Genomic DNA, 13,445 nt, shown 5'->3' with positions numbered 1-13,445 from the left:
TTTTCACATACATATTATTAGGAGGGAAAAAAGATGGCAAAATATACAATCGTTGATAAAGATACTTGTATCGCATGTGGTGCTTGTGGCGCTGCTGCACCAGACATTTATGACTATGATGATGAAGGTATTGCATTTGTAACGTTAGACGATAACCAAGGTATCGTTGAAATTCCAGATGTATTACTTGAAGATATGATGGATGCATTCGAAGGTTGTCCAACTGACTCAATTAAAGTTGCTGACGAATCATTCGAAGGCGATGCTTTAAAATTCGAATAGTCTTTTATTAACTTCAAAAAATATCCCTCATTAATATGAGGGATATTTTTTGTTTTCTATTTTCATTCCACTTAATAAAAAACCATTAGTAGCTCCATACTACTAATGGTTTTTTATCCCGCTATTTGCCGGACAATAAGACCCCACCTCAAAATTCAGCGAAAGCCAAGAAGTTAGGTGAGGGACCAACTGCCCGTAAAAGCCCGATTGGTGAAGGCTGATAATCAGTGAGTGGATGAACAAAACCTTTACTGATTAAAGTTTCAATTTATTTTTTTATGCATTTTTCATTTTTGCAAACACCCATACTTTCAGGCGTGAGAATAACGCTACAAAAACAATTGTCACAACAATTCCTTTAATCAAATTAAATGGTAAGATTGCCGTTACAACCGTTGTTCTTATAGCCTCGCTAGACATAGCTGGTGAATTTAAAAACCAAGTGTAAGCCGGGAATATAATGATGTAATTTAATACACTCATAATGAGCGCCATTGTAATTGTCCCTAGCATTAATCCTGTCGTTAAACTCTTAACAGTACGATACTTTCTAAATAAGAAAGCTGCCGGTCCAATAAATAAACATCCTGCAATAAAGTTAGCAATTTCTCCAACTGGTACTCCCGTTAAACTCCCTTGAATCCCGTAATGTAAAATATTCTTTATGGCCTCTACAATTATCCCTGCAACTGGCCCAAAAATAATCGCAGCAATTAAAGCTGGCACATCACTAAAATCAATTTTTAAAAATGGCGGAAGCCCTGGGAACGGGAAATCCAACATCATCAGTAAATATGCAATACTACTTAGCATCGCTACACTCACCATCTGCACTACACTGTTTTTTTGTTTCATCTTTCTCTCTCCTTTTCCATCGATCATCTCATGGAAAGTGGAAAGGTTCTGCTATGCCTACTTTTTCATAGAACGAAAAAACCCTTTGTGTTTTTACACAAAGGGAGAATTTAAGGCACATCAAACAGACGTTCAAATCCATATCTTTTTTGAACGCTTGAACCTCCATCTTCTCCCATCCAGACTATACTGTCGGCTTTGGAATCACACCAAATCCTGCCTTAACGGCTCGCGGGCTTAGAACAAAATCATATATAGTTCATCACCGCCGGTCGGGATTTTCACCCTGCCCCGAAGATAGACCGATATTCTATTTTCCCCTTCATTATACAACAACATGATCGTGTTGTGAACAAAAAAATTGTAACTTATTATAAATAAGTTATTAATTTTATGTAATCGAAACCAATCACTATATTTTACAATACACCCCAGATTTTTTAGTATTAGGCATTTCTCCTATGAATCCACTAGTCATATATAGTTAAAAGTGATAAGATGTTGAATTGTTAAGATAAGAACATTTTCTGGATTATGGAGGAAATGTCATGAAGAAAGAAAAGAGACACTCTATTCGAGAAGCAATGAAAAAAAACTTAAGAAAAGAATACTTTTACTTAAAAAAAGAATTACTTTTCTACTGTCCAATTGATTTAGGCACATTCTCAAGTGAGACATACTATGCTACTTTCGATGAAGATGGCATCAGTATTTATCAGTATGATAAAAAAACAGAGAGTAAATTAAAATTGTGTGAGCGTCATCCGTGGAAGAGTTGGAATAAAGTGAAGGTTGATCATTATTTAACAACTTCTCAATTTATTTTTCAAGGGGAGCGAAACTGGATATTATCCCTTTTCCAAAAAGGAAAAGAAGCTCAAAAAATAATTGAAGAGCATACATCTTTACAAACTGAAGTTGTTTCCCGCTCTTTCTTAAAAAAGCTTCCAGGTTTCCGTTCTAATGCACCATTGAATAAATACATCGGCAGCATTTGCTACACTGCACTTATTGCGTTCTTATTAAAATGGATGATTCCATTTCAAGCACCACAAATCGCCCTGTATTCCATTTCAATCGGTTGTATGCTTCTTGGCTTACTTTGTTTGACAATCGGTTTAATTGAACCGACTATTGTACTGTTTCGAACAAACGAAAAAACAAGAACAAAAGTATTTTACTTATATAGCTACTTAGCTATTTCTGGATTTATATGTGTCTTTATTTTTTGGTAAAAGAAGAGCTAGTTTAACTAGCTCTTCTTTTGCTTTACGTATAATTGTTGATTTGGATAAATCAGCTCTTGCTGCAGCCCATTTTTTTCTTTAATTTCCTTAACTGACATACTAAATTTCCGTGCAATACTAACTAAAGTGTCCCCTTTTTGCACGACATATAACGATGAAGAAACGACTTCATTTCTTTGTTCATGTAAAACAAGCAATGGATTCATCGCATTCTGTTTTGCCATCGTCCATCTTCCTTGATGAACTTCCAAATGTAAATGTGCACCTCGTGATTCTCCTGTATTTCCTACTTCTCCAATTATTTCCCCTTTTGAAATATAATCCCCTTGAACTACATATCTCTTATTTAAATGTGCATACACAGCCTCATATTCTCCATGTTTAATAAATACGACGTTTCCATAACTACTTGAATAATAAGACTTTGTTACCTTACCTTCTTGAATAGCTACCACAGGCGCGCCGATCGGTGCCGCTATATCTATACCGTAGTGTTTTCCGTGCCTTGTCCCAAAATAATCACTTATCTGCCCTTCAACAGGCCATGTCCATCGATTTCCCTCTGCGTACACATGTAATTGAGATAAAAACAATACCGTCAATAACATGACGCCACATTTTAACACTTTCATATACATCCTCCGTTTTCTAATTAACACCATACCTCCTCTATTTTGGTATATTACAGAAAAAAGTATACAAAAAAAAAAAGAAAGTGAATCACTCCACTTACTCCTCTTTTTTGTCACGAAAAACTATTGCACTGCGATTATACTCCACATCTTGTACTTGTAATCGAGCGTTTATTACTCTAGCTACCGCAAACAAATAATCAGATAATCTATTTACATACTTTAGAACAACTTCATTTATTTCCCCTTCTTTTTGCAAGGACACTACACATCGTTCTGCTCGCCTTACAACTGTACGTGCAATATGAATAGCAGCTGCCGACTCGCTACCACCTGGTAAAATAAAACGCTCTAACGGCGGTGCTTCTTCTATATACGAATCAATCCTTATTTCCAAGCTTTCGACCATTTCAATCGTTACTTTATAAGGAATTTTCCCCTCTACTATCGCCAAGTCGCTCCCGCAATCAAATAGTTCATGTTGAATATTTTCAAGTTCATTGTAAATATCTCCAAAAGACCCGCCTTGTAGTTTAGTCATTGCGTATCCAATATGAGAATTCGCCTCATCTATCGTGCCATATGCTTCAACTCGGATATTATCTTTATCCACTCTGCCGCCTATTACACTTGTTGTCCCTTTATCTCCTGTTTTCGTGTATAATTTCATCGTTTCACGACACCCCTCTTATTTTTCTTCATTCGACTAAGATAGAAAAAAAGTTCTACTATTATTTATTTAATTGATTTTACAAAAAAATAAAAAACAGTAGAACTTTATTCATTATCACCTTAAAAAATACATATCTAAATTATACGATTTGGTAAATATACAGAGAATGTAGTTCCCTCTCCAACAACACTTGAAACAGCAATTTTACCATCATGGCCTTGCACAATATTTTTTGCAATCGCCAGCCCGAGCCCTGTTCCACCTTTTTTTCCACGTGTTCTTGCTTTATCAGCTTTGTAGAAACGATCAAATAAAAATGGAATATCTTCTTCGGGAATGCCAGCGCCCGAATCTTGCACTTCAAAAGTAAGACCATTATTTTTCGTATCAATTACAAGTGTTACATGTCCGCCTGCATTCGTATGACGAATTGCGTTATCAATTAAATTCGTCAATACTTGTTCCATACGATCTGCATCAAATGGGTATTGCTCAATTGGATTTTGGAAATCAACCGTTAATGCGACTTCTTTATCCTTTGCAATTCCTTGGAATTTACGACCTATTTTTTCAACGAAAGGATGAATATCTACTTCACCTATATGTAACTCTACATTACCACTTTCCATACGTGCTAAATCTAATAATTCATTTACAAGTTTGCCTAAACGAACGGATTCATCATAAATGATTTGAACAAATTCATTAATTTCTTCTTTCGTTTGCACAATATCATCTAAAATCGCTTCACTATACCCTTGAAGCATTACCATCGGTGTACGCAGTTCATGTGATACGTTCGCAATAAAGTCTTGACGCATCTTCTCGAGACGGCGTTCTTCCGTCATATCACGTAATACAGCTACAGCACCACGAATTTTCGTTTGGTTGTAAAGTGGCGTCATAAGAACTACATAGTTCCCTTTTTGCAAATTAATTTCAACCACTTGTTGTTGTTCGCTTTCTACAACGAGATGGAATAGTTCAACAAGTTCAGAAGGTAGTTTTTTACTGAGCTCTACTTCCTTTTCCTCTTGCCAAACTTGTAAGAAATGCTCAGCCGGCGGATTAATTACAACGACTTCACCTTCTTGATTTAACGTAATAACCCCATCTGCCATACTACTTAAAATACTAGCTAACTGTTCTTTTTCTTGCTGCAGTGCATTCATATTAAACTTCAACTGTTTCCCCATTTGATTTAAGGCCGTTGCAAGCTCACCAATCTCGTCCTGAGACACCATAGGAGCTTTCGCATCAAACTTCCCACGCGCCACCTCAAAAGCAACTTCACGCATTTTACGGAGTGGTGCTGTAATTCGAGTAGACAAGAAGAATGCAAAGAACGTTGTTAATATAATCGCAATCCCTGCTGATAAGAATATAAAATCAGTCGTTCTCTCCATGCCTTGTATCGGTACTTGTAAAGATTCGTATACGAACACTGCACTTTGATTTTTTGACTGCACTGGTTTTCCGACAATCATAATATCATTTTCAGTATTTTTATTCTTTCTACTATTAGAGGCTTTTCTAATGTTATTCTTAATTTCTTTTTTGTCTGTGAAAACAGCCGCTAATTCTTTATCTTCTTTCAAATCATCCATTGTAAGAGTGACTAATCCTTCTTGTTTCGGCGAAGATGATATTTCTTTACCATCTTCTACAATAATGATCCTTGAAAGTGGATCAGAGAATTTGTACGCGATATTCTCAATCGTTTTTACATCGGCACCTTCTTCAATTAACTCTGAAACACTTGTTGCAACTTTTTGCAGCCTAGCTTCACTCATATCAACATAATATGTTCTAAAAAACTGTGAAAGTAAAATCGCAACAAATCCAAGCACAAACGAAACGAGAAGTAATATAGTCATCCATAACTTTCCTACTACACTTCTCCAAAGCATCAGTCGTTCACAACCTCAAATTTGTAACCTACGCCCCAAACGGTAACAATCATCTTCGCCGCATCTGGTGATTTTTTACTTAACTTCTCACGTAAACGCTTTACATGCGTATCAACTGTACGTAAATCTCCGAAGAATTCATATTGCCATACTTCTTTTAACAATTGCTCACGATCAAATACCTTATCAGGCGCTTTCGCTAAGAATAATAGTAATTCGTACTCTTTAGGTGTTAAGTTCACTTCATTCCCATCTGCTGTAACACGGTGTGCATCATTATCAATTGTTAAATGAGGGAACACAGTAACATCTTTTGTCGTTGTATCCTGTGTAAAGAATGTCGTCGGTACAGAACGGCGTAAGACCGCTTTCACACGAAGCACTACTTCACGTGGGCTAAATGGTTTCACAATATAATCATCAGTTCCTACCTCAAACCCTTGTACTCGATTTACCTCTTCACCCTTTGCTGTCAACATAATAATTGGCGTCGCTTTCTTCTCACGAACCCCTTTACACACTTCAATACCATCTTTACCAGGCATCATAAGATCTAATAAGATCAAGTCGTAATCATTTTGCAGTGCCATTTCTAAAGCTGTATCACCATTGTCCGCTTCTTCAATCGTGTATTGTTCTCTTTCTAAATACATTTTCAACAAACGACGAATACGATCCTCATCGTCTACAATTAAAATTCTTGATTCATTTTCCATTTCTACCCGTTGCGTACTTTTACCACAACGGTTTACACCTACCCTTCTACACTAGTATGTTGCGCTATTCTCGTTTATTTAAGCAATCTTCTAAATGTTTCACTTCCCATATTATGCTTCACAAGAATAATAAACTTTGTTCAATTTTTTTCCAAAACTATGTATTTTTTTTGAACAGTATATAATGTCCTCGACATCATTTTACAAAATCAACCGCTACTTTGTCATGTTTTTCTCAAAAAAGAAGAAAAGTTGACAAAAATAAAATAGGAAAGTGACATACACTCTCCTATTTTATTTCTCTATGCATATGAATGTAAACCCGCGATAATTAAGTTTACTACAATAAAGTTAAACATAATGATTGCAAAACCAATTACCGCTAACCATGCCGACTTCTCTCCATGCCACCCTTTCGATAAGCGTAAATGTAATACCGCCGCATAAAAGAGCCAAGTAATAAGCGCCCAAACCTCTTTTGGATCCCAGCCCCAAAAACGTGTCCACGCTATTTGAGCCCAAATCATCGCAAAAATCAATGCACCTAATGTGAAAACAGGGAATCCAATTGCAATAGATCGATATCCGATTTCATCTAGTAAATCACTATTCGTATTCCTTACTAACGGCTGGAGCGCCGCTGATACTCGTTTACGTAAAGTAAGCCTTAATACGATATAAAGCAATGTTCCGACTAACACAGACCAAATTACAGTATTTAATTTCTTTGCATTTACAATCGCTGGAACTTCAACTGTCGGCTCTAATTTATTTTCCGTCAATAACTTCCCTTCGTGCGGTCCCACTAAAGCCGGAAGATTGTACTTCATTTCCACTTGTTGTTCATTTTTATCAATCCATTGAAACTTTGCTTCATATTTCATACTAGAAAATACCGTTGTCACTCCAATAAACCCAACTGTACAAACAAGTGTGAATACGACCGTTTCTAGCCAAAATGTACGTTTGCTTCTCGTTGATTGATCTACATTCTTCAATAGATACATAACGCCCGTAATAAAACTAATTGCTAAAATTGCTTGTCCTGCTGCTGCAGTTGTCACATGAATATGTAACCAATTACTTTTTAAAGATGGAATAAGCGGAGATATTTCCCTCGGAAACATACTTGCATAGGCAATTAATAAAAGCGCAACCGGTAATGCAAAGAGTCCGATTATACTTACGCGATACATAAAATACATGACAATAAATGCTCCGACAAGCATCATGCCGAAAAATGTACCGAATTCAAAAAAGTTACTAACTGGTGCATGTCCTGATGCAATCCATCTTGTAACAAAATATACTGTTTGTGCAATAAACCCTAAAATTGTAATCGTTATTCCTATATTTGCCCATTTATGACCTTTTTCTTTAATTGCTCCCCCGAAAAATAGAGTTGCAATTAAATATAAAATAAATGCGGTAAAGAGAAAGTTACTACTTATTTGCACCATATCGTTTCCCCACCTTAACTGATTTTTTTATCCACTACTTTATCGCTTGGCTGCGGAATTACTGTACCTTCTAGTACTCTTTCAATATCTTTCTTTAAACCGAACCAATTTTTATTCGTATGTCCTGCAATCCACCATTCATCATTAACGCGTTGTATCCAAATACGGCGATGATTCCAATACATCCCTTGAATGACACCAACCATAAATATAAATCCTCCAATACCGAGAATCCAAAGCGTTAAATCTTTCCTTACAGTAAGTGCTGTTGCATTTTGCATTTCCACACCTGCAAACGACATTTTATATTTATTATTTCCATCAGGTTCTATATTTTGCTGAATACCAACAAAACTCACTTCACCATCTGGTATTTCAGGCGTAAACATTTTAAATACAAATGCAGGGTTGTTTGGTAATTTCGTTTTTGTGTTCGGTCTTCCATTCTCGTCAAAATAAAAATCAGGAAAATAGCTTAATAGTTCTAAAGAATAACCATTTCCTAAATCAAATTTTTCTGTAGGATTCGTTAAATCAACTTTGATTGGTCCCCACTTTTGATTATTTTCTTTGTTTTGCAAATGGAATGACATACTTTTAAATTCACTTTCTTTGTAATCCACTTGATATACAGCAAATTGATCAAATTTCAGTGGTTCATTCACTCGAATTTCCGCTTCTTTTACCTTTTCCAATTTAGGTTTTTCTCCTGCTATATTTTCGCCGACCACTTTATACAATACAGCATTCGTTTGGAAATTTTTCGCAATCATTTTATCACCTACACGGTCAATTGCTTCATCAAAAACTTCCTTGTCCTTACTTTTATCATAAACTTCCTTTATAAATTTCTCGTTTTTTAAATAGTATTGACCATCCGTTCCTGGTATTTCTTTCATTTCACCATCACGTAACCAAAGCGCTTCGTCTACATACATACTCGGTAAAAAACGGAGCATTGCACCGAATAAAAAGATAATGAGACCAATATGATTCACATATGGACCCCAACGTGAAAACCGTCCCTTTTCAGCTAAAATGTTCCCATCTTCCAATTTCACATTATAGTTCGTTTTCTTTAAATTCATTTGCACTCTTTCCAAATCACCATCTTGCGGTGTACCAGTGCCGTATAATCTTTGTCTCTTTAAAAAGCTAGGGTGTCTTTTCACCCCTTGCTTCTTTAATGCTTTATAAAGCGGAATGACACGGTCTAAGCTACATATCACAAGTGAAATACCAATTGAAGCAATTAAAATCATATACCACCATGAACCGTATAAATTATTAAACCCTAATTGATAGTATAATTGCCCTAAAAATCCGTATTCTTGCTTATAATATTCAGCTGGTGCAATCCCTGGAGTTATGTACATTTCTTGCGGAAAAATAGTTCCTATCGCTGATGCAGCTAAAGTGATTACAATGAGCCATACACCCACTTTTACAGAAGAGAAAAAGCTCCAAATTTTATCGACTATCGTTTTTGTTTGCGTGAGAGATCTTCGAGCACTCCCCTCATAGCGCATATCCAATAGTTTTATATTTTCATTGCTTTCAAATGGTTTCCCACAAGCTTCACAAAAAACAGTTCCTATTGGATTAACATGTCCACATTCACACTTAATTTCTTTCAACACTCTCACCGCCTCTGTATCTATATGTACTATTGTATATTCTAACCTCAAGTTACCGCAATACTCAGAATCTTTAAACTAGAGGCACTATAAGGATGCACCTCTTATGTAAAGGCTTTCTTTATTACGGAGTAATTTTCTTTAAATATCCCTCTAACTGTTCTTTCGTTTGTTCACCTATAATTTGTTCAACTACTTTTCCATCTTTATCAATGAGAAAGCTTGTCGGTAATGGTCCTACCCCATATGTACCTATAATTTTTTGACCTTTATCAATGGCAACTGGGAATTTCAAATCATATTGTTTCACAAAGTTCTTAACAGCAATATCTGTTTCATCTGCATCTAACGCAATGATTTCTACGCCTTTTTCTTTATACTTTGGATATAATTCATTCATATAAGGCATTTCTTTCTCACAAGGTTTACACCAAGTGCCCCAAAAGTTTAAAAATACACCTTTTCCCTTTAGATCTTTTAGTTCAATTTTCTTTCCTTCTAAATCTGTCACAACAAAGTTAGGCGCTTCTTTTCCAATTTGCATTTTCTCTTTATCAGCAAAGAATCCTTGATAAAGGGTAAACCCTACAGCACCGCTTAAAATGAGCAGAATAATAACGCGAAATAATAAGCGATTTTTTTTCATACTGTCTCCCCTCTCTTCGACGAGTGATGAATATATGTATTTTTTAATAAATCACCAGCGGAGTATTCCACTGGTGAAAGTTTCACAATATTGATTAGCGAGGCTTTGTAGAAGCCAATGCACGTAATTGTTTCACCTCATGTGGTGTCAATTCTCTCGCATCACCAGGTCGCAGACTTCCTACTTCTAAAAAGGCATAGCGTTCACGCTTTAGTTTTACTACTTTACAATCTAAAGCTTCAAACATACGACGTACTTGGCGGTTACGTCCTTCATGAATTGTTAATTGTACAATCGCCATTTCTTTACGCTTGTCCCAAGAAATAATTTTCACACGCGCTGGTGCTGTTTTTCCATCTTCTAGTGCAACACCACGTTCCAACATGCGAATTTTCTCACCTGTTAGTGGACCTTTTATTTTTGCAACATATGTTTTTTCAACTTTATATCTAGGGTGCATTAATACGTTTGCGAAGTCCCCATCATTTGTCATTAATAATACGCCAGACGTATCATAATCTAAGCGTCCGATTGGGAATAAACGTTGTGTAATTTCAGGGAAAAAGTCTGTTACAACATTTCTTCCTTTATCATCTGATACACTTGAAATTACGCCAGTTGGTTTATATAGTAAAAAATAAACAGGTTCTTCTTTTTCAAGAGGGATGTTATTTACTTCTACTTTATCTTGAGGAGTTACTTTCGTTCCTAACTCCTTCACTATTTTTCCGTTAACTTTCACTTTTCCTTGCTGAATTAATTCCTCAGCCTTTCTTCTCGATGCAATACCTGCTTGCGCAATCACTTTTTGTAATCGTTCCATTTCTTTTTTTCACCTCGAATTTATCTTACCTTACATTAGAAAGACTTGGCAACCGCATACACTTGACGGCTTTTCGCTTCATCTCCCTTAAACAACATAGCGATGATAATAAACATATAAAGGTCAAATCATGTTTTTACCTTTTATTATTGTCCATCTTTTTCATATTTCTCACAATAAAAGTTCATCATTTTGTCAAAATTACCGCATAAAAAAACCACTATTAAGCAACAACTTAATAGTGGTCTTATACGTATTATAAGCGAAATAGCATAAAAAATGAATAGTATTACTTAAACATTAAAGAAACAAATACAATCGAACAAATAATTCCGATCAAATCGGCAAAAAGTCCTACTTTTAATGCATCTCCCATTTTTCTAATTCCAACAGCTCCGAAGTATACTGTTAAAATATAAAAAGTCGTATCTGTACTTCCTTGCATCGTAGAAGCTAACCTTCCAATAAACGAGTCTGGTCCATATGTGGCAATTAAATCGGTCGTAATACTTAAACCAGCAGAACCTGAAATAGGGCGTATAAGTGCTAGCGGAACAATTTCTGCTGGGACATGAATTAAATCTAACATCGGCTTCATTACTGATATCATTGCATCTAATGCACCTGAAGCTCGAAATATAGAAATAGATACGAGCATTCCAACCATAAACGGTAAAATAGAAATCGCAATTTGAATTCCTTCTTTTCCTCCCTCAACGAATGATTCATAGGTTGGCACTTTCTTAATCGTGCCATATAAAAGGATAAAACCAATTACACAAGGGATTACCCATAATGAAATTGTATTTACAATGCTCATTTTTTCCGCCCCTTCCTACTCCTTCTTCGGTAAAAATAGCGGTCAATCCAAATCGCTCCGATCATAGAGAGTACTTGTGCAATAAATGTTACCCCAACAATTTCAGTTGGATTCGCTGATTCATACGTCATTCGAATTGAAATTACAGTAGTAGGAATTAAAGTAATTGCTGATGTATTTAACGCGAGAAACGTCACCATAGAGCGGCTCGCCGAATCCTTCCCTCCATTTAACTCTTTCAATTGTTCCATCGCTTTAATACCAAGAGGAGTCGCAGCATTACCTAACCCAAAAAAGTTTGCCATCATATTTGATAAAATAAACCCCATTGACGGATGATCCTTTGGTATTTCTGGAAACAATCTTTTTACTATTGGCATAAAAAGTGACACTAACTTTTTTAACAACCCTGCTTCCTCTGCAATTTTCATTAAACCGAGCCAAAATACTAAAACACTAATGAGTCCTATACAAATTGTTACTGCATCTTTTGCCCCGTCAAATACAGCTTTATTTATTGCTTCCATCGTTCCATTTATCATGGCATATACAATCCCTATGACTGCCATCGCTACCCATACGAGATTAACCATCGCTCCCAACACCTATCATATGAGAAAAGATTTCTTTCACATTATTCCAATACATTCCCGTTGTAGCTACTAACTTTCGTTTACTATAAAACAAATTTCGTTCTCCAACTTTCTCATTGCCAACATAAATTTCTGTCTTCCCAACCTTTACGCCATCCTTAAGTTTTGCACTTTTATCAAGTTCAACTTTTAATACGACATTCTTTCTTTCCTGCTCAGTTAATGGCACCGCAAAACTATTTTTCGTATAAACATGATTGGCATATTTCTTTTCAGTTATTTCAGCAAGAGCGCCTTGTCCTACAACGTTCGTTTGCTTGAAACGTTCAAAACCTTTATCAAATAAATTCATATGATCATCCCAATCGCTAGAAGCACTCAAAGTTACGACAATTAGATCTAGTCCATCTTTTGATGCTGTTGTAACAAGCGTCCGTCCTGCTTTCTTCGTAAAACCTGTTTTTCCCCCTGTTGCAAATTCATAATAAGACGTCACAAGTTTATGTTTGTTTTTCCACGGATAATCCCACGAATCTGATTTATACGTTTTTGTCCCAAAAATCTTCTTAAAGGTTTCGTTTCCCATTGCATACTTCGTTAAAAGTGCCATATCATAAGCCGAAGAATAATGGGATCCGTCTCCATCCAAACCATGTGGGTTTGAAAAATGCGTATCTTTCATTCCAATTTGTTTCGCCTTTTCATTCATTAAATATACGAACCCTTCTATACTCCCTCCTACATTTTCAGCAATCACTTGTGCTGCATCATTACCAGATCTAAGCATGAGTCCGTATACTAAATCCTCTAACTTCACTTTCTGTCCAGGCTTTAAATAAATTGCTGAACCTTCTACTCTCACTGCTTCATTACTAACCGATACCATTTCTTTCATTTTGCCTGATTCAGCAGCTAACAAGGCCGTCATAATTTTTGTTATACTAGCAATCTTTTGTGGCTCATGTTCTGCTTTTCCGTATAATACACGACCTGACTCTTGCTCCATTAATACAGCATTTCGAGCACTAACATTACTGTTCATCTTTGCATATGTAGGAATTGGCATAACGCTTGCGTACATAATAAGAAGCGTGATTATTACACAAATTCGTCTCATATTTCCCCCCACGTCCTTTTGGCACTTTTTGTAC

At 36.0% G+C, this 13,445-nt stretch carries 14 protein-coding genes and 1 riboswitch; of the genes, 2 read left to right on the top strand and 12 right to left on the bottom strand.

What is annotated here, in order from left to right; translation table 11 throughout:
- The first annotated feature begins 33 nt into the window (after positions 1–33).
- Positions 34–282, top strand: coding sequence for a ferredoxin (locus FS742_RS00130; protein ID WP_088231604.1), 249 nt, complete (start codon positions 34–36; stop codon positions 280–282).
- A 276-nt stretch (positions 283–558) separates the two neighbouring features.
- Here FS742_RS00130 and FS742_RS00125 read toward each other — a convergent pair whose 3' ends face one another.
- The gene (locus FS742_RS00125; protein ID WP_000810851.1) at positions 559–1,137 is read right to left on the bottom strand and encodes an ECF transporter S component; all 579 of its coding nucleotides are present in this window, start codon (positions 1,135–1,137) and stop codon (positions 559–561) included.
- A 163-nt stretch (positions 1,138–1,300) separates the two neighbouring features.
- Positions 1,301–1,440: riboswitch (FMN riboswitch) on the bottom strand.
- A gap of 245 nt (positions 1,441–1,685) precedes the next feature.
- Between FS742_RS00125 and FS742_RS00120 the strand changes: the two genes are divergently transcribed.
- A complete protein-coding gene (locus tag FS742_RS00120) occupies positions 1,686–2,372 on the top strand; it encodes a hypothetical protein (protein WP_144610541.1) in 687 nt (228 codons plus the stop codon).
- A gap of 17 nt (positions 2,373–2,389) precedes the next feature.
- On the opposite strand, the gene FS742_RS00115 is transcribed toward FS742_RS00120, so the two are convergent.
- From FS742_RS00115 to dacB, 11 genes are all read right to left on the bottom strand, one after another.
- Positions 2,390–3,016: a peptidoglycan DD-metalloendopeptidase family protein gene (locus FS742_RS00115; RefSeq protein WP_144610539.1), complete on the bottom strand. Its 627-nt coding sequence runs from the start codon at positions 3,014–3,016 to the stop codon at positions 2,390–2,392.
- A 97-nt stretch (positions 3,017–3,113) separates the two neighbouring features.
- Positions 3,114–3,686: a cob(I)yrinic acid a,c-diamide adenosyltransferase gene (locus FS742_RS00110; protein ID WP_144610538.1), complete on the bottom strand. Its 573-nt coding sequence runs from the start codon at positions 3,684–3,686 to the stop codon at positions 3,114–3,116.
- Between the two features lie 137 nt (positions 3,687–3,823).
- The gene (gene resE / locus FS742_RS00105; protein WP_144610536.1) at positions 3,824–5,599 is read right to left on the bottom strand and encodes a sensor histidine kinase ResE; all 1,776 of its coding nucleotides are present in this window, start codon (positions 5,597–5,599) and stop codon (positions 3,824–3,826) included.
- A complete protein-coding gene (gene resD / locus FS742_RS00100) occupies positions 5,599–6,315 on the bottom strand; it encodes a DNA-binding response regulator ResD (RefSeq protein ID WP_000426862.1) in 717 nt (238 codons plus the stop codon). Before resD ends, resE begins: the two co-directional genes overlap by 1 nt.
- Positions 6,316–6,617: 302 nt before the next feature.
- Positions 6,618–7,775, bottom strand: a complete 1,158-nt coding sequence (resC, locus tag FS742_RS00095) for a cytochrome c biogenesis protein ResC (RefSeq protein ID WP_144610534.1) — start codon at positions 7,773–7,775, stop codon at positions 6,618–6,620.
- Positions 7,776–7,789: 14 nt separating this feature from the next.
- Positions 7,790–9,415 (bottom strand): cytochrome c biogenesis protein ResB, encoded by a 1,626-nt coding sequence (resB, locus tag FS742_RS00090; RefSeq protein ID WP_144610532.1) that lies wholly within the window; start codon positions 9,413–9,415, stop codon positions 7,790–7,792.
- Positions 9,416–9,536: 121 nt separating this feature from the next.
- Positions 9,537–10,058, bottom strand: coding sequence for a thiol-disulfide oxidoreductase ResA (resA, locus tag FS742_RS00085; RefSeq protein ID WP_144610530.1), 522 nt, complete (start codon positions 10,056–10,058; stop codon positions 9,537–9,539).
- Positions 10,059–10,152: 94 nt separating this feature from the next.
- On the bottom strand, positions 10,153–10,881 hold the full coding sequence (rluB, locus tag FS742_RS00080) for a 23S rRNA pseudouridine(2605) synthase RluB (RefSeq protein ID WP_063224409.1): 729 nt from the start codon (positions 10,879–10,881) through the stop codon (positions 10,153–10,155).
- 289 nt (positions 10,882–11,170) lie between these two features.
- Positions 11,171–11,701, bottom strand: a complete 531-nt coding sequence (gene spmB / locus FS742_RS00075) for a spore maturation protein SpmB (protein ID WP_000029511.1) — start codon at positions 11,699–11,701, stop codon at positions 11,171–11,173.
- The gene (gene spmA, locus FS742_RS00070; protein WP_000247806.1) at positions 11,698–12,294 is read right to left on the bottom strand and encodes a spore maturation protein SpmA; all 597 of its coding nucleotides are present in this window, start codon (positions 12,292–12,294) and stop codon (positions 11,698–11,700) included. Before spmA ends, spmB begins: the two co-directional genes overlap by 4 nt.
- A complete protein-coding gene (gene dacB / locus FS742_RS00065; RefSeq protein WP_144610528.1) occupies positions 12,287–13,411 on the bottom strand; it encodes a D-alanyl-D-alanine carboxypeptidase DacB in 1,125 nt (374 codons plus the stop codon). The genes spmA and dacB overlap by 8 nt, the downstream gene beginning before the upstream one ends.
- Between the last annotated feature and the right edge of the window lie 34 nt (positions 13,412–13,445).

The sequence above is a fragment of the Bacillus cereus genome (assembly GCF_007678085.1).
GTDB classification, from domain to species: domain Bacteria; phylum Bacillota; class Bacilli; order Bacillales; family Bacillaceae_G; genus Bacillus_A; species Bacillus_A cereus_BE.
Note: the sequence above shows the minus strand (reverse complement) of the source record. Positions and strands in the feature narration are given on the sequence as shown.

What these genes read in the sequence shown, in the direction of transcription:
- resE (WP_144610536.1), bottom strand. Translation starts at nt 5,599, where the DNA reads ATGCTTTGGAGAAGTGTAGTAGGAAAGTTATGGATGACTATATTACTT.
- resC (WP_144610534.1), bottom strand. Translation starts at nt 7,775, where the DNA reads ATGGTGCAAATAAGTAGTAACTTTCTCTTTACCGCATTTATTTTATAT.
- FS742_RS00110 (WP_144610538.1), bottom strand. Translation starts at nt 3,686, where the DNA reads ATGAAATTATACACGAAAACAGGAGATAAAGGGACAACAAGTGTAATA.
- resA (WP_144610530.1), bottom strand. Translation starts at nt 10,058, where the DNA reads ATGAAAAAAAATCGCTTATTATTTCGCGTTATTATTCTGCTCATTTTA.
- FS742_RS00115 (WP_144610539.1), bottom strand. Translation starts at nt 3,016, where the DNA reads ATGAAAGTGTTAAAATGTGGCGTCATGTTATTGACGGTATTGTTTTTA.
- resD (WP_000426862.1), bottom strand. Translation starts at nt 6,315, where the DNA reads ATGGAAAATGAATCAAGAATTTTAATTGTAGACGATGAGGATCGTATT.
- spmA (WP_000247806.1), bottom strand. Translation starts at nt 12,294, where the DNA reads ATGGTTAATCTCGTATGGGTAGCGATGGCAGTCATAGGGATTGTATAT.
- rluB (WP_063224409.1), bottom strand. Translation starts at nt 10,881, where the DNA reads ATGGAACGATTACAAAAAGTGATTGCGCAAGCAGGTATTGCATCGAGA.
- FS742_RS00130 (WP_088231604.1), top strand. Translation starts at nt 34, where the DNA reads ATGGCAAAATATACAATCGTTGATAAAGATACTTGTATCGCATGTGGT.
- FS742_RS00125 (WP_000810851.1), bottom strand. Translation starts at nt 1,137, where the DNA reads ATGAAACAAAAAAACAGTGTAGTGCAGATGGTGAGTGTAGCGATGCTA.
- FS742_RS00120 (WP_144610541.1), top strand. Translation starts at nt 1,686, where the DNA reads ATGAAGAAAGAAAAGAGACACTCTATTCGAGAAGCAATGAAAAAAAAC.
- spmB (WP_000029511.1), bottom strand. Translation starts at nt 11,701, where the DNA reads ATGAGCATTGTAAATACAATTTCATTATGGGTAATCCCTTGTGTAATT.
- dacB (WP_144610528.1), bottom strand. Translation starts at nt 13,411, where the DNA reads ATGAGACGAATTTGTGTAATAATCACGCTTCTTATTATGTACGCAAGC.